The 20,211-nt window shown below is 45.7% G+C and carries 16 protein-coding genes and 1 riboswitch; of the genes, 7 read left to right on the top strand and 9 right to left on the bottom strand.

Annotated features, from left to right (window positions below; all coding sequences use genetic code 11):
- Positions 1-2: 2 nt before the first annotated feature.
- The 5 genes from DFP75_RS16030 to DFP75_RS16010 form a co-directional block, all read right to left on the bottom strand.
- Positions 3-887: a carbohydrate ABC transporter permease gene (locus DFP75_RS16030; RefSeq protein ID WP_110577061.1), complete on the bottom strand. Its 885-nt coding sequence runs from the start codon at positions 885-887 to the stop codon at positions 3-5.
- A complete protein-coding gene (locus DFP75_RS16025; RefSeq protein ID WP_175404971.1) occupies positions 880-1,809 on the bottom strand; it encodes a carbohydrate ABC transporter permease in 930 nt (309 codons plus the stop codon). Before DFP75_RS16025 ends, DFP75_RS16030 begins: the two co-directional genes overlap by 8 nt.
- Before the next feature lie 180 nt (positions 1,810-1,989).
- Positions 1,990-3,237 carry an ABC transporter substrate-binding protein gene (locus tag DFP75_RS16020; RefSeq protein WP_110577060.1) on the bottom strand — a complete coding sequence of 416 codons (1,248 nt, stop codon included), beginning with the start codon at positions 3,235-3,237 and terminating at the stop codon, positions 1,990-1,992.
- Between the two features lie 245 nt (positions 3,238-3,482).
- Positions 3,483-4,949 carry an ATP-binding protein gene (locus DFP75_RS16015; protein ID WP_110577059.1) on the bottom strand — a complete coding sequence of 489 codons (1,467 nt, stop codon included), beginning with the start codon at positions 4,947-4,949 and terminating at the stop codon, positions 3,483-3,485.
- Positions 4,939-5,673, bottom strand: a complete 735-nt coding sequence (locus DFP75_RS16010; RefSeq protein ID WP_110577058.1) for a response regulator — start codon at positions 5,671-5,673, stop codon at positions 4,939-4,941. The genes DFP75_RS16015 and DFP75_RS16010 overlap by 11 nt, the downstream gene beginning before the upstream one ends.
- Before the next feature lie 229 nt (positions 5,674-5,902).
- On the opposite strand from DFP75_RS16010, the gene DFP75_RS16005 reads away from it, so the two are divergent.
- From DFP75_RS16005 to DFP75_RS15975, 7 genes are all read left to right on the top strand, one after another.
- Positions 5,903-6,874, top strand: coding sequence for a carbohydrate kinase family protein (locus DFP75_RS16005; RefSeq protein ID WP_110577057.1), 972 nt, complete (start codon positions 5,903-5,905; stop codon positions 6,872-6,874).
- A gap of 459 nt (positions 6,875-7,333) precedes the next feature.
- Entirely contained in the window at positions 7,334-8,686 is a 1,353-nt protein-coding gene (locus tag DFP75_RS16000; RefSeq protein WP_110577056.1) for an ABC transporter substrate-binding protein, read from the top strand.
- Positions 8,687-8,798: 112 nt separating this feature from the next.
- Positions 8,799-9,809 carry a carbohydrate ABC transporter permease gene (locus DFP75_RS15995; RefSeq protein WP_110577055.1) on the top strand — a complete coding sequence of 337 codons (1,011 nt, stop codon included), beginning with the start codon at positions 8,799-8,801 and terminating at the stop codon, positions 9,807-9,809.
- A 1-nt stretch (position 9,810) separates the two neighbouring features.
- Positions 9,811-10,953, top strand: a complete 1,143-nt coding sequence (locus DFP75_RS15990) for a carbohydrate ABC transporter permease (protein ID WP_110577054.1) — start codon at positions 9,811-9,813, stop codon at positions 10,951-10,953.
- Between the two features lie 71 nt (positions 10,954-11,024).
- The gene (locus tag DFP75_RS15985; protein WP_110577053.1) at positions 11,025-12,119 is read left to right on the top strand and encodes an ABC transporter ATP-binding protein; all 1,095 of its coding nucleotides are present in this window, start codon (positions 11,025-11,027) and stop codon (positions 12,117-12,119) included.
- A gap of 66 nt (positions 12,120-12,185) precedes the next feature.
- Positions 12,186-13,805, top strand: coding sequence for an alpha-glucosidase (locus DFP75_RS15980; RefSeq protein WP_110577052.1), 1,620 nt, complete (start codon positions 12,186-12,188; stop codon positions 13,803-13,805).
- 105 nt (positions 13,806-13,910) lie between these two features.
- Positions 13,911-14,981, top strand: a complete 1,071-nt coding sequence (locus DFP75_RS15975; RefSeq protein WP_110577051.1) for a LacI family DNA-binding transcriptional regulator — start codon at positions 13,911-13,913, stop codon at positions 14,979-14,981.
- A 3-nt stretch (positions 14,982-14,984) separates the two neighbouring features.
- Here the strand turns inward: DFP75_RS15975 and DFP75_RS15970 are convergent, their stop codons facing one another.
- From DFP75_RS15970 to DFP75_RS15955, 4 genes are all read right to left on the bottom strand, one after another.
- A complete protein-coding gene (locus tag DFP75_RS15970) occupies positions 14,985-15,701 on the bottom strand; it encodes a 3'-5' exonuclease (protein ID WP_110577050.1) in 717 nt (238 codons plus the stop codon).
- A complete protein-coding gene (locus DFP75_RS15965; protein WP_110577049.1) occupies positions 15,702-17,558 on the bottom strand; it encodes a DUF294 nucleotidyltransferase-like domain-containing protein in 1,857 nt (618 codons plus the stop codon).
- Between the two features lie 26 nt (positions 17,559-17,584).
- Positions 17,585-18,151, bottom strand: coding sequence for a TMEM165/GDT1 family protein (locus tag DFP75_RS15960; RefSeq protein ID WP_110577048.1), 567 nt, complete (start codon positions 18,149-18,151; stop codon positions 17,585-17,587).
- A gap of 6 nt (positions 18,152-18,157) precedes the next feature.
- Positions 18,158-18,355: riboswitch (yybP-ykoY riboswitch) on the bottom strand.
- 69 nt (positions 18,356-18,424) lie between these two features.
- Positions 18,425-20,008 carry a BCCT family transporter gene (locus DFP75_RS15955; RefSeq protein ID WP_110577047.1) on the bottom strand — a complete coding sequence of 528 codons (1,584 nt, stop codon included), beginning with the start codon at positions 20,006-20,008 and terminating at the stop codon, positions 18,425-18,427.
- Positions 20,009-20,211: the final 203 nt, after the last annotated feature.

Here is a 20,211-nt window from a genome sequence, read left to right as displayed (position 1 = left end):
TGTTAGCCTTTTACAGCACCAGCTGTTAAGCCACGGACGAAGTATTTTCCTGCAAACACGTAAACGGCCAGTGTTGGTAGGGCGGCGATAATGGCTGCTGCCATGTCGACGTTGTATTCCTTACCGCCGAAGCTGGTGTTTACCAAGTTGTTCAAGGCCACCGTTACTGGCTGAGTATCAAAACCAGAAAAGGCCACGCCAAATAAGAAGTCATTCCAAATTTGCGTAAACTGCCAAATGACGGTTACGACGATGATCGGCGTAGAAACCGGCAAAATAATGCGGTAGAAAATAGTAAAGAAGCCTGCGCCATCAAGACGAGCCGCTTTTACCAATTCACCCGGGATAGACTGATAAAAGTTACGGAAGAACAAGGTTGTAAAGGCGATACCGTAAACCACGTGTACGAACACCAATCCCGATGTGGTATTAGCAATGCCTAACCAACCTAGTGTTTGTGCCATTGGCAACAAGATCACTTGGAACGGAATGAAACAACCAACCAACATAGCAGCAAAGAAGAAATCACTACCACGGAACTTCCATAAGGAAATAACGTAACCGTTTAGCGCACCCACCAAAGTTGAAATAGCGACCGCTGGTAAAACGATTTGAAACGAGTTCATAAAGTAAGGCGAAATACCACCACAGCTACCGCCAGTACAAGCACTTGACCATGCTTTTGACCAAGACTCGAAATTCAAGGTAGCAGGCAAAGACAAGAGTGTGCCTGTACGAATTTCTTCAACATCTTTTAGAGAGGTCAGTAACATGACGATAAACGGCATCAGATAGAACGCAGCGACGACAAGTAATACCGTGTACAGGGCAACGCGTAGTGCTTTGTCTAGGCCAGATGTTTTACGGCCAACGGCTTTATTACTCATGGCGTTTACCTCGCAACTCAGAATACAAATAAGGAACCAAAATCGCCAAGACACAACCTAGCATCACCATTGCAGACGCTGAACCTAAGCCGATTTGGCTACGGGTAAAGGTGTAGGTGTACATGAAGTTAGCCGGTAGGTCGGAGGCGTAACCTGGTCCGCCATTGGTTAACGCTGCAACCAAGTCGAAACTCTTAATCGCAATGTGCGACAGAACGACCAAGGCACTGAAGAATACAGGTTTTAATGATGGCAAGATGATACGACGATACGTCGTAAATGTGCTTGCACCATCAAGATGTGCCGCTTTGATAAGGTCGCCATCAACGCCACGAAGTCCCGCTAGGAACAAGGCCATGACGAAGCCAGAGGCTTGCCAAACGGCGGCGATAACCAAACAGTAGACCACCATGTCAGGGTTGATTAACCAATCGAATTTGAAGTTTTCAAAGCCGAAGTCGACCATCATTTTTTCTAGGCCGTTGGTTGGGTTAAGCAACCATTTCCAAGCGGTACCGGTTACGATGAAAGAAATCGCCATTGGGTATAGATAAATTGTACGGATCGCGCCTTCAGCACGAATCTTTTGATCCAAAAAAATGGCCAGTGTTACGCCAAGGAACAAACAGATAGCAATAAACAAACCACCGAAGATCCCAAGGTTGGATAGGGCTACCATCCAGCGGTCGTTGTTAAATAGGCGCTCGTATTGATCAAAGCCGACAAAGTTGTACGACGGCAACATACGAGAACCAGTGAAAGAGAGAACGGCTGTCCAAATCATGTAGCCGTAAATGCACACCAAGGTAACGATTACCGTTGGGGCCATGACAATTTTCGGCATCCAATCTGCCAGACTGAGGCGCGCAGGACGTCCTGACTGAGTCGGCCCTGACCCAGTATTGGCGGCTTTAGTGTTCATATTTGATGCTTCACTATAGAAGAGAGTGCGATAAAACGACAAGGCTCGACGCTAGGATGTAAACTCCTGAGTTATCTTTGCTTGTGATGTTTTGGCATTCTCTGAGAAATCTTAAGAAGAGGCTGACCTGAGGGTCAGCCTCGTATGTTTACTGCAAGTCAAAGATCTGCAGATTGGATCTTACATACTTGCTTTAACTGCACGTGCTAGCTTGTCTACTGCTTCTTTAGATGTCATAGACTCATCATTGAAGAAGTTCGTTACAACGTCAAAGATAGCGCCTTGAACCATAGAGTTCACAGCCATGCCGTGAGCCATACTTGGTACTAGGTTGCCAGTCGTAGAGCTTGCTAGGAAAGCATCCATAGAAGCGTGTGCACACGTATCAAATTTCTCACGTGGCATATTCAAACGAACAGGGATAGAACCTTTGTTCAAGTTGAACGTTTCTTGGAATTTAGGCTCAAGAATCAAACGAGCAAGGTCTTTTTGCGCAGCTTGTTTGTCTTTACCGTCTACTTTAAACATCGCTAGAGAGTCGATGTTGAAAGTGAAAGCACCGCTTGTGCCTGGCGCTGGGTAACAAACGTAATCGATACCGGCTTTTTTGCCCGCTGCAGTGAACTCACCTTTCGCCCAGTCACCCATGATTTGCATTGCTGCATCACCATTGATAACCATAGAAGTTGCAACGTTCCAGTCACGACCAGAGAAACCTGGATCAACGAACTCACGCATTTGCTTGAAGGTGTCAAATACGTCGATCATGTCTTGGCTACGTAGTGTTTTGTCAGACAAACCGATGAATGCGCTGTTGTAGAATTTAGCGCCTTTTGCCAAAGCAATGGCTTCAAACAAAGTCGCGTCTTGCCAGTTCTGACCACCATGAGCAAGTGGAGTGAATCCCGCTGCTTTGATTTTCTTCGCTTCTACGATGAACTGTTCCCATGTTGTTGGGATAGATGCGCCAGATTTACGGAATACTTCAGGGTTTGCCCACATCCAGTTTACGCGGTGAACGTTTACTGGTGCCGCAACATAATGACCGTCGTATTTCATCGTATCGCTAACGACTTGAGGAAGGATAACGTCCCATTCGCCTGCTTTTGCCACATCGTCAAGGTTTGTTAGGAAACCAAGATCACCCCATTCTTGAATGGTTGGGCCTTTAATTTGAGCAGCGGAAGGTGGGTTGCCAGAAATGGCACGAGATTTTAGAACGGTCATGGCGGATTCACCACCGCCACCTGCGACTGCGAAGTCTTTCCAAGTGTGGCCAGCGTCTACCATTTCTTCTTTAAGTACATTGATCGCAGCGGCTTCGCCACCTGATGTCCACCAATGCAAAACTTCTACTTCACCAGCCTGAGCAGTCGCTGCGGCTAGAGAAAGTGCAACTGTGGTTAAACCGAAAGCAATTTTTTTCATGATAGGAACCTTTGTTATTGTTATATCATCCAACCAAAGACATTTTACAGACTTTGATATCGCGTTATTTTTTTGTATCGACTTCGCTTTCTGAAGATCAGCTTAAGCGAGTGTTCGAGTTACAGAATTTAGCAAAGGAACTGACAAGGGGGGGTAAAGTAGAGCAACCTATTGTAACAAAGTCTTGCAAGGTTGCTTTTTATTGACGACTTTTTTGCGGTTTTTTTGCACATAAGCCCATGAAATCAGTGCCTTGGCAACCAAAGCTTGGCTTCCAGTCCTTGCTTAATATTATTGCTCAATGTCACTTCGCCACCATGGGCGCGGGCAATATTTCGTGCAATGCTTAATCCCAGTCCCATGCCTCCTGGGTGACCAGAGTGATCTGGAGTAAGGCGCGTATAGGGTTGAAAGACTTTGTCCATTTTATCTATTGGAATGCCTGGCCCTTGGTCACAAATGCGAATACAGACTTCGTCTTCATCATCTTCAATGTACACGATGGCGGTTTTTCCGTAATACAGTGCGTTATCAACCAGGTTGCCTAGGCAACGCTTGATCGCCAGTGGTTTGCCAATAAATGGGTGATTCAAATCCCCTACAACCGTGAGCTTTACATCGTGTAAATTGGCTGTGGCTTGCATGTCTCGTAACATGCGGGAGATGTTTACCTCGATGCGATTTTCATGAATATCGGTTTCTTTCACACTTTGTAGTGCGCCTTTCACCAGCATGTCTAGGTCTTCTAAGTCGCGAATCATCGCGTCGCGCGTATCGTCTTCGTCGAGCATTTCTGCCCGTAACCGTAGGCGAGTGATGGGGGTTTTCAAATCATGGGAGATGGATGCAAACAGTCTTTCCCGATCATTTAGATAACGCTGTATACGGCGCTGCATATCATTGAAGGCTTTGGCGGTATTACGCACTTCGACACTGCCTACTTCTTGTATCGGTTTCCAATCGCCTTGCCCAAAGCGTTCTGCTGCTCGTGCCAACGTTGCCAGCGGACGAGTGACGCGACGCAGAATAATAATGCTTAGCAAGAGTACCGTAATGACCGACATGGCCATGGAAAACAAGCGATCGCCAGTGAGTGCTGAGTTGCCATCCAGAAAATATGGGTCTGGCATGAGGCTCGCCAAATACAGCCAGTCTTTGTCGTTGATGGGGATTTGGATGACAATAATCGGCGGCGTAAGAGGCTTCACTAATAAACTATGGTGTCCCCAGCGTTCTGGCAAATCTACAAGACGAGTATGATTGTTGATCACGTGCAAATCGCTTGGGCTGGAAAATGCAATCTTGGCGTTGTGAATGCCCAGTTGTTTGATCAGTGTGGATTGCACCTCGTTTTTGACAATGTTTTTGAGCGGCGAGTCAGGAATATTGTTGATGAGAATTTCTTCTTTGTTGAGCGTTACAAAGAAGCGTGTTCCACCCATGTCTTGCAATTGATCGATGACGATATGTCGATAATTGGTGGGCAAAGAGGTGAAGTAGCTAACAGTGGCGGCGATACGAAATGCCATGTGTTTAGAGACTTCACGGACGTTTTGTTCGGTGTCGGATTCAAGCTGACGCAGCCAAATGGTCGAGCTAATAAACTGTGCGCTGGCTACCCCAAGCGCCATAATAATCAAGATTTGTCCTGTCAGTGATTGTGACCAGCGCTTAATGCGAGAGCGGCTGCTTTGAGCTGTGCTATTGGACATCACTGATGACTTCGACATTGGCGGTTAAGATGTAGCCTTGGCCACGGACCGTTTTGATCAGTTGGGGCTGACGAGCATCTTCATGCAAGCGTTGGCGTAAGCGGCTGACATGGACATCAATAAAGCGATCGAGGGGCGCGCTGTCACGCCCGCGGGTATTTTCTGCGATGAGTTCGCGCGTGAGTACTGCACCGGGGTGAGTCAAAAACAACATGAGCAAATTATAATCCGCCCCAGATAGCGATTCTTTTTTGTCTTCAAAATGCAGCTCACGTGACACAGTATCTAAGGTGAACTGGGCAAACCGATAAAAGCGGTGGCTAACGGTTGTCACTTCAACTACTTCGGTGTGTTCCATACGACGCAAAATCGCTTTCATTCGCGCTAGCAACTCACGAGGGTTAAATGGCTTTGCCAAGTAATCATCCGCGCCAATTTCTAGACCAATAATACGATCCATTTCATCCGAGTTGGCTGTCAGCATAATCACAGGAACTTGCGAAAGAGCACGCAAAGAACGACACACAGCAAAGCCATCTTGCCCCGGAAGCATGATGTCTAAGATCACCAGATCTACGCCTTGCTCTGCTCGAAAATTTGCCAAGAACGCTTCGCCAGAATCAGCGGTAAGTACGTTAAATTGGTGCTTTTCTAAATACGTTTTGAGCAGGGTGCGAATCTCGTCGTCATCGTCTACAACATAGATACATTTTGCATTGGTCATTCTTTTGCTCGGTGGAAGTGTTGATAGAAACCTAGGTGGAGCTTCTATTTAAGATAAAAACCGTCTTGTAATATTTGAGTCTAGCAAGAAAGTGAGAGTGAACCAATTGTTCAAACGAAGCGGTGACACCAAGTCAATTAAATAAATTAAATTGATTTAAGGCTTTTCCACCTGCATAATTTTTCATCTATCCTTATTTCTACTTACGCATTTAAAAGAGAACGCAATAATGACAACAAAAGTGATGGCATTCGGTGAAGCCTTAATCGACTTTCTTTCAAACGGAGCAACCAAAGCCGGAGAGCTTGAATCTTTTACGAAGTTTCCAGGTGGTGCGCCAGCGAACGTTGCCGTTGCTGTGGCTCGCCTAGGCGGTAACAGTCATTTTGTTGGTCAAGTGGGTGATGATGCGTTTGGCCATTTCTTGAAAGCATCTCTTGATGATTATGGCGTGAATACCAGCAATATGCTGATGACCAAAGAAGCCAAAACCGCGTTGGCTTTTGTGAGTCTAGACCAGACGGGCGAGCGTAGCTTCGAATTTTATCGCAGTCCTTCAGCAGACATTTTGTTTCGAGAAGACGATTTCGATGACGCTTGGTTTGCAGGCAGCAAAGGGGTTTTCCATACTTGCTCCAATACCTTAACGGATGCAGATATTACTAAGGCCACCTTGGCTGGTGTGAGCATGGCGCGTGCAGCCAATTGGATTGTCAGTATCGATGTTAATTTACGCGTTAATCTTTGGCCCAATGGTCAAGTGGATACCAAGCGTGTGATTGATTGGATGCAAAGTGGCGACGTGGTAAAAGCCAGCTTGGAAGAATTGGTTGTGTTGGCGGAAGATCCATTTGCTCTGATCGAGCAATCACTGGCTGCGGGCGTGACCTTATTTGTCTTAACGGACGGCGGTAATCCAATCCGCTTTTATACGCAGGCTCATGGTGTCAGTGAAGTGATTACACCGAAAGTCGAGGTAAAAGACACCACGGCGGCGGGCGATGCCTTTGTTGGAGGCTTGCTTTACAAGCTAGCAGAGCAAGGTGGCGATCGTGCAGCATTGGCTGGGTTATCACAACAGCAGCTTATCGATATTGTTCGTTTTGCGGCGGCGTGTGGTGCGGACTCGGTGACTAAATTGGGTGCGTATCCTTCTTTGCCTACTGTTGCCGAAGCAGAGGCTCAATTAGCGAAGTTCTAGTCCAACGGACACTGATTTAGGTTGAAAGGCCATTTTTTAGTTAAACGGTTAAGAAGATAAAAAAGCGGTATTGTCACCTATAAAGCGCAGCTTGGCTGCGCTTTTTTTATGACCAGAAAATCACCATCAATTTAGCAAAAATTGAGAACAAAAGTGGTATAAAATGCTCGATAAGTGAGCATTAACTTGCTGAATTCAGAGAGAAAACCCTATGTTGTTGGTTTTTTATACAGACTATTGAGAATAGATAATATTCGCGTTTTCGTAATAACCAACTAAATTTAACAAATAATTAAGTTAATATTAAGGACGCTAAGTGCTTGAAGCGCGGGTTTTGTTTGTTAATAATCAAATTCCTTCTTAATCCTTATAGAAGACATGTTTAGTGTGTTTCGACCTACGATAATAAAAACAAAGGCGTACTTTGGGAGGATCCCAAGTGTGCCGTAAGGAGCGATGATGAAAAAGTCTCTATTGTCCGCGGCGGTAGCCCTGACGCTTTCCGCAAATGCTGTGAATGCAGCTGATCTTATGTTCACACCTGGTGAAGACTCTCGTTTTAGCTGGAGCAGCTATGAAGCTTTGAAGTCTACAGATTTGTCAGGTGAAACTATCTCCGTATTCGGCCCTTGGATGGGTGACGAGAAAGGTAACTTTGAACGTGTTGTTGCGTATTTTGAAAAAGCCACTGGCGCTAAAGTCAATTACGCAGGTTCAGATTCCTTTGAGCAACAAATTGTTATTGATGCCCAAGCGGGCAGTGCCCCTAATATTTCTGTTTTTCCTCAGCCTGGTCTAGCGGCCGATTTAGCGGCGAAAGGCTTTATAGCGCCACTAAGCGATACCGTGAAAAAGGCCGTAGTGAACGACTATGCAGCAGGGCAATCTTGGGCAGATTTGGCAACCTTTAAAGACCAAAATGGTGACAAAGAGCTCTTCGGTGTCTTTTACCGTGCGGATTTGAAATCTTTGGTTTGGTACTCGCCAGATAACTTTCAAGATGCAGGCTACGATGTGCCTGAAACCATGGAAGACCTAAAATCACTGACCGAACAGATTGTTGCTGATGGCGGCACGCCTTGGTGTATCGGACTGGGTTCTGGTGCAGCAACGGGTTGGCCTGCAACGGATTGGGTAGAAGACCTTATGTTGCGTACACAGCCTGCATCGGTTTACGACAAATGGGTAACCAACGAAATTAAGTTTGATGACCCTCGTGTGGTTGGCGCGATTGAGGAATTTGGCTGGTTTGCTCGTAATGACGACTTTGTCGATGGTGGTGCTGGTGCGGTGTCTTCTACGGACTTCCGTGATAGCCCTAAAGGGTTATTCCAATCGCCACCTAAGTGTTACTTGCATCGTCAAGCGTCTTTCGTTCCTGCGTTCTTCCCTGAAGGAACACAGCTTGGTCTAGACGCTGATTTCTTCTATTTCCCTTCGTATGAGTCTAAAGATCTAGGTAACCCAGTATTGGGTGCGGGAACTTTGGTAAGTATTACGAATGATTCAAAAGGCGCGCGTGCTTTTATCGACTTCATTCGTTCTCCAATCGCTCATGAGTTGTGGATGGCTCAAACAGGTTTCATTTCGGCTCATTTGAAAGCCAATCCTGAAACTTATGCGAGTGAAACAGCGAAGAAGCAAGGTGAGATCCTGCGTTATGCAACCACGTTCCGCTTTGATGCGTCTGACTTGATGCCGGGCAAAATCGGTGCAGGTTCTTTCTGGACTGGAATGGTGGATTACACTGGCGGTAAAGACGCAAAAGAAGTTGCTCATGATATTCAGAAAACATGGGATGCGTTGAAATAAGCTAACTAAAAGCCTCTAAACGAGTGATCGTTTAGAGGCTTTATTATTTGTTGTTCACATTACCAGATGGCCCTTGGGTGATCTGTTTGTTCTAAGAATTTTTGGAGTTTATATGGCTCAGCTCGCTTCCGCGTTAGTGACCATGCTTTTGGGTGTACTGGGATGTGCTGTGTATTTTTACGGTTCTAATGTCCTATTGGATAAAGTCTTTCCGACGAAAAGTGGACCGGCTCAAAAAGTCGCTCGAAATCTGCGTATTTCCAATACCATTCGCCCTTGGCTGTTTTTAGGCCCAGCGGTATTGTTGCTGACGTTTTATCTGTTTTACCCCGTTATCGATTCCATTCGCTTGTCCTTCTTTGACCGTAGTGGCGATGAGTTTGTAGGTATTTCAAACTATGTGTGGTTGTTTAACAGTGATGAGTTTTTTGAATCCTTCCGCAACAACATGTTGTGGCTGATTGTTGTACCAACTGCCGCGACCTTTTTTGGTTTGATTATTGCCACCATGACAGACCGTATCTGGTGGGGAAATATTGCGAAAAGTCTGATTTTTATGCCGATGGCGATTTCGTTTATCGGTGCATCGGTCATTTGGAAGTTTATCTACGACTTCCGTAGTGGCGATGATGCTCAAATTGGTTTGCTCAATGCCATTGTGGTGTTCTTTGGTGGTGAGCCACAAAACTGGATCACTATCCCTTTCTGGAATAACTTCTTTTTGATGATCATCCTAATCTGGATTCAAACCGGTTTTGCGATGGTTATTTTGTCCGCGGCGTTACGCGGGATCCCTGATGAAACCATTGAAGCGGCAGTGTTAGATGGCGCTAATGGTGTGCAGATTTTCTTTAAAATTATGGTGCCGCAAATTTGGGGAACCATTGCGGTTGTTTGGACGACGATCACCATTTTGGTTCTCAAGGTATTTGATATTGTACTGGCGATGACAAATGGCCAATGGGATACGCAAGTCTTAGCGAATCAGATGTTTGATTGGATGTTCCGTGGCGGCGGCGATTTTGGTCGCGGCGCTGTGGTTGCCATTGTGATTATGGTGTTGGTTATCCCGATTATGATTTGGAATATAAAGCGTGCGAACGCAGAAATGGAGGGTCGTTAATATGATTGCATCATCAAAACGTTCCCCATTGACTTATTTGGTACACGCCACTGTTTTGTTCTTGGTAGTGATTTGGACGATTCCAACCGCTGGGTTGTTTATTTCTTCCATTCGTGACAAAGACCAGCTGTCTGTGTCTGGCTGGTGGACGGCACTATCGACTTCGGAACAACGTATTGTTGACCGCGCCAATGGACCGAGTGCCCAAGCCCAAGAGGGCGATCTGTTTGTTATTCGCGGTAATTTGTTGACGAATTCATCGGCAAAAGTGACCAAGTTTGGTTTTAGCTCGTTAGAGCCTGAAGCATTTTCAGCGGGAGACTTAGCTGAAATGAGGAAAGGGCAGACCTTACAAGTGATGCCGAACGGTGACTATGCTCTTTCTTCTCCAACCGAATGGAAGGGGTCGCGAGGACAACGGATTTTCTACACGGCAGAAGTGCCTCCGCGTTTTACTTTGGACAACTATCGCGAGGTTTTAAGTGCGGAAGGGTTGGGACAATCGTTCTTAAACTCCTTAACGGTGACGATTCCTGCGACAATTATTCCTATTTTGGTGGCTGCGTTTGCTGCGTATGCCTTGGCGTGGATGCGTTTTCCAGGCCGAGCATTGTTGGTCGCTGCGGTAGTGGGGTTGTTGGTAGTGCCTCTGCAAATGTCGTTGATTCCTTTGCTTAAAAGCTACAACTTGATAGGTGAGTTCTTTGGTGTTGGCTCAAAAACCTATGTGGGGATTTGGCTGGCGCATACGGGGTTTGGTTTGCCTTTGGCGATTTATTTATTACGTAACTACATTGCCGGATTGCCGGGGGAAATTATTGAGTCGGCCCGTGTTGATGGTGCATCGGATTTTGATATTTTCCGCAAAATCATTTTGCCATTGTCTTTCCCTGCGTTGGCCTCGTTTGCGATTTTCCAATTTCTTTGGGTATGGAACGACTTGTTAATCGCCATGGTTTTCTTGGGGAACAATGAAGAGCATTTGGTGCTAACTGGCCAGTTGCGAGAGCTGCTAGGTTCTCGTGGTGGTAATTGGGAAATTCTGACCGCGTCGGCGTTTATCACCATTATTGTTCCTTTGTGTGTCTTCTTCAGCTTGCAGCGCTATTTAGTGCGCGGTTTGTTGGCAGGTTCTGTGAAATAACACCCGTTGCGCGAGTGAGTTGAGCTTGGCTCCTCACTCAAGGTACGTATTTAGATTGAGGCGATTGAATCATGGCAGATGTAAAGTTAACCCATGTTAAAAAGATTTATTCCAATAAAGTGGAAGTGTTAAAAGACATTAATTTAGACATTAAAAAAGGCGAGTTCATTGTCTTTGTTGGGCCTTCGGGCTGCGGTAAGTCTACTTTGTTGCGTATGATTTCTGGTCTGGAAGAAATCTCGGCTGGTACGTTAGAAATAGATGGTCAGGTGGTGAATGATATACCGCCTGCACTGCGTGGTATTGCGATGGTATTCCAGAGCTATGCTTTGTACCCGCATATGTCTGTGTACGACAACATGGCATTCAGTCTACAGATTGCTAAAGTCAGCAAAGAAAGTATCGATCAGCAGGTGCGTAAAGCGGCTGAGATGTTGCAGCTTACGCCTTACTTGGATCGATTACCGAAAGCCCTTTCCGGTGGCCAGCGTCAGCGCGTGGCGATTGGACGAGCAATTGTTCGTCGACCTAAGGTGTTTTTGTTTGATGAGCCTTTGTCGAACTTGGATGCGGCATTGCGTGTGGCGACTCGTATGGAGATCGCCAACTTAAAAGACACGATGCCAGATTCAACCATGATTTATGTGACCCACGATCAGGTAGAGGCGATGACTTTGGCCGATCGTATCGTGTTGTTGTCGGCAGGTAATATCGAACAAGTGGGGTCGCCATTAGAACTTTATGAGCATCCTGCTAACGTTTTTGTGGCTAAGTTTATTGGTTCGCCAGCGATGAATGTTGTGCCTTGTCGTATCGAAAAAACCGGCGAGCAAACCCATGTGTCTTTATCTTCTAGTATCACGGTTGAAACCCCTATTGTGACTGAGGCCAGCGAGCAAGCGAAAGCGGCATTCTTTGGTGTACGTCCTGAAGATTTGCTGGTTGTAGCGACTGAGGCGGAAGGCTTTTTATCAGGTAAGGTGACGTTCGTAGAATCTTTAGGTGAAGCAACGTTACTGTATCTCACGGTGCCAGGCTGTGAAGACATGATCATTGCGAAGCAAGCAGGTACGTTGAAAACTCAGCGTGGAGACACGGTTCATTTGTCTGCCTTACCAGAAAAAATGCATTTGTTTGATGATAAAGAAGTGTCTTATCGTCGTTAATCGTTTGAATTCTTTTGATCGGAACATGGTGTTGTTCCCTGTTTTTTTTGTTTTTGGAGAGCCGTTATGACGACCACTTTAAATTGGTGGAAAGGTGGAGTGATTTACCAGATTTACCCACGTAGTTTTATGGATGCGAATGGCGATGGTATTGGTGATTTAGCGGGCATTACAAGCAAGCTTGATTACGTAGCGTCATTGGGTGTGGATGCGATTTGGTTGTCGCCTATCTTCACATCACCAATGAAAGATTTTGGTTATGATGTGTCAGATTATTGCGATATCGATCCTATGTTCGGCACGTTAGCGGATTTTAAAGCCTTAATTGATCGTGCTCATGAATTAGGTCTTAAGGTGATGATTGATCAGGTAATCAGTCATTCTGCGGATTCTCACCCTTGGTTTGAAGAAAGTCGACAAGATAAAACGAACCCTAAAGCCGATTGGTATGTTTGGTCTGACCCTAAACCAGATGGCTCGCCACCAAACAACTGGCTATCTATTTTTGGTGGCAGTGCATGGAAGTGGGACAGCCGTCGTTTGCAGTATTATCTGCATAATTTCTTGGAGTCTCAGCCTGATTTTAATTTCCATAACCCAGATGTACGTAAAGCGCATTTGGAGAATATGCGTTTTTGGTTAGATATGGGTGTGGATGGTTTCCGTTTGGATACGGTAAACTTCTATTTCCATAGTGAAGGTTTGGAAGACAATCCTCCGGTGTTACCTGGTGAGCCCAAAACTATGGGGGCGCCACACGATAACCCTTATACCTACCAACGACATGTGTACGATCTGAGCCGTCCAGAAAACCTCGATTTTCTAAAAGACATGCGCGCCATGATGGACGAATATCCGGGTACGACGACTGTGGGCGAAATCGGTGACGATTTCCCGCTAAAACGCATGGCAGAATATACTTCTGGCGGCGACAAGCTGCATATGGCGTACACGTTTGATTTTTTGAATAAGCCACATGCACCAGATTATATTCGTGATGTGTTGAAAAACATGCAAGAGATAGTGGGCGATGGCTGGCCATGTTGGGCGCTGTCGAACCACGATGTTGTGCGTTCTCGCACACGCTGGGGGGCGAATGAAGATGGTGAAGCCTATCCTCTGATTACCTTAGCGCTTATTTTATCTCTGCGTGGTAGTGTGTGTTTGTATCAAGGTGAAGAATTAGGCTTACCTGAAGCGGATGTGCCGTTTGAACGCATTCAAGACCCTTATGGCATTCCATTGTGGCCAGTGTTCAAAGGCCGTGACGGCTGTCGTACACCCATGGTGTGGGATAAGTCGCCATTAGGTGGTTTCTCTACAGTAGAGCCTTGGTTGCCAGTGTCTAAAGAGCAGTTACCTTTGAGCGTGGCTGAGCAGGAAGCGAATCCAGATGCGCTATTACATAAGGTGCGTAAGCTGATTCATTGGCGTCAACAGCAACCGGTTTTGGTGAATGGTGAGTTATCGCAGCGAGATGTGGATAATGCGCAGTTGATTGCTTTGGTTCGTGAGTATCAAGGTGAGCGTTTGCTGGTAGTGTTGAATATGACTGGGGAATCTCAACAAGCGACTGTGGGGAATGATATTGCGGCTGAACTGCAAGGGCATGGCTTTACATCATCATTGAACGGTCAAACCTTGACGTTGCCAGCGTATCAGGCGTTTTTCGCTAAGCTTTCTTAAACTTCTCTGTTATACGACATTAGGTTGTAGTAACAAACAAGCCGATTTTGGGAGACCTAAATCGGCTTGTTTGTCGTTGTTTTTTGGTAATTATGGACAGTGAGCATGACAAAAAATATAAAAAAGCTGACTTTAAAAGATGTCGCAGAGCGCTTGAATGTGTCTACGGCAACCATTTCAAACGCATTTAATCGCCCAGATCAATTATCAGCCCACTTGCGTGAAAACATTCTTAGCGAATGTGAGAAAATGGGTTACTTTGGCCCTAATGCTGCGGCTCGGAGCTTGCGAACGGGGCGAACCGGAATTGTTGGTATCGTGCTTTCAGACGATTTGAGTTATAGCCTCACCGATCCGGTTGCGAATCAGTTTTTGAAAGGCATGGCGGAAGTCTTTGAGGCCAATGAGTACAACATGTTACTGCTGTCGTCTGACCATGTAGAACAAGACGCACAAAGTCGTATGCAATCGTCTATGGTGGATGGCTTTATCGTTTACGGCCATAAACCTCAACAATGCATTAACGCGCCCTGGCTAATGCCGAATAAAAACATTATTACGGTGGACAGTTTTATTCCGGGTACCACGTCGGTCAACATTGAAAATCACAGCGGTGCTTACCGAGTGGCGAATCATGCGTTGCAGCATAAACCTGAGTCGGTGGCCATTCTAGGCTTAAGTTTGCTGGATACGGATCGTGTCTGTCGGATACGTGAAGATGAGTTATTTGACCGCGCGGCGTCGATTTCTATTCAACGCTTACATGGTTACTTCGAAGCATTGGAAGAGCATGAACTATCAGTGCCTTCTGAGCATATTTGGAATATCCCTGAGAATAACCATAAACAAGCGTATCAAGCCGCCCGTGAAGCATTGACCATGGCTCAGCGCCCACAGTTGTTATTGTGCATGAGTGATTGTATTGCCATTGCTGCGGTGCAAGCTGCTTTACACTTAGGCTTACGAGTGCCGGAAGATTTGCAGGTCGTGGGCTTTGATGGCATCGCGGAAAGCGCCAATATTCACCCTTCAATCACCACGATACATCAGCACACCGTGGAAAAAGGCCGTGTGGCAGCGGAAGTGTTCCTAGGGCTTAGAGAAGCGAGGGACGTGGTGCTAGAAACCGAACTGGTGGTTCGTGAGAGCTGTCCCTCGATAACTGAGCCTGCGTGAGGCTTACATCCAATAGTTTGAGATGTCCGCTTCTGGATCCATGTGATAGGAAATCTGTGCTTGCAGCAGTTCCGCCGATGACAGGGCATCAGTGAGTGCGTGATGTGCTTTGTAACGAGGCAGTTTATAACGTTGGCGGCATGCGTCTAAGCGCAATGAAGGCCGTCTGCCAAAGCGTTGCCACCAAGGTTTGAAGGTCGCCTGGCGTTCAATGTCCATGGTATCAAGCACAGGGAAGTACAATGGATAACCGTAGGCTTTCATTGACGCTTCGAGCAAAAATTGTCGTTCGATAGCAACGCAATGGACAACCACTACTTGACTGGTTAACGCGATCAAGATCTCGTCTAAGATCGCATTCAAAGAGGGGGCTCCAGCGAGCTCTGCATGAGTTATTTCATGAATCGTTACCGATTCAGCGTTTAACGAATGCTCTGGCTTTGCCATCCAGTATTTCGCCCCTTGGCAGCGAATGATTTTGCTGCTAAGTGGAATCAAACCAAGACTGATAATTTCATCATGTTGTGGGTCAAGGCCAGTTGTTTCTAAGTCCAACGCTAACAAAGGTGTGTCTTTAAGCGCGGTGTTGGGCGCAATCATGCCTGCTTGGTAATAGCGCTTTAATGGGCCTTCTGGTGCTTCCTCAGCCCACTGTGCAAACATGGCTTGCCAGTCTTGGATCTCTTCTGTGCTCTTCTTTTTCAATAGGTGCTTTGACATTTAACTACGCTTCCCTGCATATCGGAACTTTATAAACTCCTGTTGGCGAGAGACGATATGAAACGCATCGCGTAAATGACGCTTTTCAAAAGAAGATAAATGCTCTGGGTTGACGTGGTTGTTTGGTTCTTCACCTGCTTCAATCTGCTCTTTTTGGTTGCGAATTCGTACCATGCCGATCATTTCTAATGCCAAAGCAAGGTCTTTCGCGCGTCCGCCAGGCAGTAAGCCTGCCGCTTCAATGTCTTCTATTCGTTCCAAGGTATTGAGCTTATCGCTACCACAGGCCAAAGCGTGTACTCGGACAATGTCGATGATTGGCGCAATGCCACGTTCTTTTAAGTTGAAGGTACGCGATTGCTTACCTTCACCGTCTAAGACAAATTGCCTAAAGAAACCCAAAGGTGGTTTGCGTTGGTTGGCGTTTCTGGCCATAAAGGTTAAGAAGCCAGAGTGTTGTTGCGCCTGTTGGCGTATATGTTGATTCAATTGTTTGGCGAGGGTTTTGTCGCCGTAGATACCGCGTAAATCGAAGAAAATCGACAAGCGTAATAGAGCTTCGGCTTTTGGCTTTTGTATCCATTCGCTGAAATTTTCTTTCCACGCTTTTAGCGGCTGACGCCAGCGTGGGTTTGAAGCCATGATATCGCCGCTACACAGTGTGTAACCACATTCGTCAAGGTTCCGACATACCCAGTCGCTTAGCGCTTCAAAGTATTCCCCATGAAGCTTTTTATCGTATTTGTCGCTTAAAATAAGCGCATTGTCTTGGTCTGTTTTGATGGTTTGCTCTTCGCGTGCTTGTGAACCAAGCGCAATAAAGCAATAAGGCACCGGTGGCGGCCCATATATTTCTTCGGCTAATTGTAATAATCGTTTCACAAAGGCGGTGCCAATATGCGACATGGCATTGCCTATCATTTGTGTATTGGCATCAGCGACCACAAGCTGTGTGAACGTGTGGGTCATTTTTTGGCTGATGCTTTTTAAGCCTTCAATACTGGTTTGTTTATAAATATCACTGATCAGATAGACACTGCCGTGGCTTTCTTTCTGAATGATGTCACCAGTACTGACAACGCCTATAGGGCGACCGTTTTTGACGATCGGAATATGGTGGACGTTGCGTTCCATCATTTTTAACACGGCTTCTGATGCGTAATCACCGCTGTCCATGACGATTGGATCACGAGTCATAATTTCTGAAACAGGCGTATCGTAAGCAAGACCTTGAGCAACCGCTCGGGTGCGCAAGTCTCGGTCTGTTAGGATGCCTATCAATTCATCGCCGTCTGTAATCAATAAGCTAGAAACGCGGTGTTCTGCCATGATCTGAGCGGCGACACGAATATTTGAATCAATGTTTGTGCTGATCGGAGGGCGCCTTAATAAACTGACGACAGGACATGTCATTAAGGAGACATCGGAGTTTTGCGCATCCATGGCGGCACGCAATCTTGCTTCTCTAGCCAGCTGAAAAAAGTCAGAAAAATTATCATTTTCTTGGTGCAGCTTTAGGAACCAGCGTGCTGGAATACGGTACAGCAAGCTGTCTTCTATGGTTCGCATCGCCTGAGAGGATTTACCGCCGCGCAAAATAGAGGCGTAGCCAAACAGCTCGCCTTCGTTCATGCGTCGAATTAACTTTTTATCTTTGCTGAGAATTTCTATTGCACCGCTGCGAATAAAGAACAAGGTGTTGTTTAAGGCACTTTGAGCAATAACCATTTCCCCAGCGCGAACATACTGGATCTCTATTTCTTTTGTCATGTCCTTGAGTTGCGGGTCGTCAGCAATCTCATTGAATGGAGCATGTTGGCAAAGCGCTTCAAGTATTTCTGTTAATTCGACGTCCATAATACATTCCTGTTTATTAGAGCCTTTTAATGAAGTAATGGCGAAGCAATGGTGACCACGCCTAAGATAAGAAACAACAAACAAGCAAGCTGACGAGTTCGATCTGCATTAATTCTATCCATGATCCAGTTGCCAGCAAAGACAACAGGCACATTGGCTAACATCATGCCAATCGTGGAACCGATCAATACCATCCAAACACTACCGTAGTTTGCGCCTAGCAAAACAGTGGCAATTTGAGTTTTATCACCAATTTCCGCAAGGAAAAACAATACAAAAGTGGCACCAAATGCGCCGTATTTCAGCATGCTATTATCATCGCTGTCGTCTTTGTCTGGAATCAATAGCCATAGACCCACTGCTATAAAGCTTAGACCAACTACCCAACTAATGGCACTTTCTGGAATCCATTGTGCGACTTCAACACCGATCCAAGCTGATAACGCATGGTTGAGTAGTGTGGCGGCAAGAATACCAAGAACAATAGAAGATTTAGACGCGAAGCGCGTAGCAAGGAATAGAGCGAGAAGTTGGGTTTTATCTCCCATTTCCGCGAGAGCGACAGTGGAGATCGATGTGAGTAGTGCTTCCATTTGATAGGTCCTAGGTGGGCAATAAAACAAAAGACAACGAACCTGTGCCCACCTGAGCCAAGTCATTGTCTTAAGTCTCATCAATCCCAACGATTTATTATCGAGTCAGGACTTCTTTGCCATGAGCTTGAGGCTCAATTATGTTGACAAAGAATCTTTGTAGTTTGCACTACAAAGAAGATTACTCCCCTAAGAGGACGCAGAGAATATAGCATTTATATTAAGAATACAACGCGGACAGACATTGCTGTCCGCGTTGCTTAGCAATATAAGTTATTTATACAAGTGCATATCGCTGTGTAGACCTTTCCATAGACTTACGCACATGATCAACATGAGTAAGGTAAATGGTAGGCCAATGGTGATTGCTGCGGCTTGAATTGCACCAAGTGCTTCAGAACCACCACCAACAAGCAATGCAATCGCAATGATACCTTCTAGGATCGCCCAGAAAACACGTTGGATCATTGGTGCGTCAGTTTTACCACCAGCGGTAATACCATCGATAACCAAAGAACCTGAGTCAGAAGAGGTAACGAAGAATACCAATACCAGAATGATACCAATGAAGGAAATCACAGACGTCATTGGCAAGCTAGCAAACATTTGGAACATAGCCAATGAAGAATCAGAGATACCGTTTGCTAATGCACCAATGCCATTTGCAGACTGATCTAGAGCAGAACCACCGAATACGGACATCCACACAAGAGAAACAACAGTCGGTACTAATAGCACAGCAATAACGAATTCACGAACAGAACGGCCACGAGAAACGCGTGCGATAAACATGCCGACAAATGGTGACCAGGAAATCCACCAAGCCCAGTAGAACACAGTCCAGCCATGGTAGAACGTAGTGTCTTCACGGCCAATCCAATTACTTAATGGGATGATGTTTTCAACGTAGCTAAACAAGAAAGCAATCATGGCAGAAAAGATAGCGCCAGTATTGCCTACAATGACGATGAAAACGGCCAGTACAGCGGCAATAATCATGTTCACGTTAGACAGTAGTTTTACACCGCCTTCAAGACCACGGGCTACCGAAATAATCGCTACTGCGGTTACACCAGTAATCACTAAGATTTGCGTTGTTAGTGTATTTGGAATGTCGAACAAGAAGTTCAAGCCACTTGTCGCTTGCATAGCGCCAAAGCCAAGTGATGTTGCCAAACCAAAAATAGTCGCAATAACAGAAATGACGTCAATGACGTGACCAATAGCGCCCCAAACTTTTTCACCGAATAGTGGGTAAAAAGCGGAACGAATGGTAAGAGGAAGACCTTTGTTGTACGCAAAGAACGCCAAAGACAAGCCAACCACAGCATAAATAGCCCATGGATGAAGACCCCAATGGAACATGGTAGCGCCCATTGCTAAATCTCTTGCTTCCGGTGTATTGGCTGCAACATCAAATGGCGTACCGTACCAACCAGTGTAGTAGGCAACAGGTTCAGCCACACTCCAAAACATCAGACCGATACCCATACCTGCTGCGAACAGCATTGAGAACCAAGTGATGGTGGAGTGTTCTGCTTTTGCTTCAGTGCCGCCAAGGCGGATCTTACCGAGAGGAAGAAGAATGAGTAGCAAACAAAAGAGAACGAAAATATTACCTGCAACCATAAAGAACCAATCAAAGTTATTGATCGACCAATTCTTTGCACCAGACAAAATGACACTTGCATCAGAAGGAAATAAGATACTACCGATGATAAATGCAAAGATGATTACAGCGCTCGTACTAAATACTGGGTTCAATACATCGAGACCAAGGAACTGAACGTTGTCTTGCCCCACTTTATACGATGTATTGTATTCTGCCCGACCATTGTCAGGTACTTTGTTAGTCATAAATCTTCTCCCGAATTAGTGAAAACTTTTCCCGATTTTTTTCTTAATAGCCATGCTATGTGTTCAAAGACTCTTGTTACGTTATTTAAACGAAAACCCACATGAATGTTTTTTGCACAATACCGCTACTCAACATTAAGAGAATTTATTGCATCAAATTGTTCTGATAGCGACGTTTTTGGAACTGTTTTGACAGTTTTCGT

Origin of the sequence: Marinomonas alcarazii, from assembly GCF_003208215.1 — a bacterium.
Taxonomy (GTDB): domain Bacteria; phylum Pseudomonadota; class Gammaproteobacteria; order Pseudomonadales; family Marinomonadaceae; genus Marinomonas; species Marinomonas alcarazii.
Note: the sequence above shows the minus strand (reverse complement) of the source record. Positions and strands in the feature narration are given on the sequence as shown.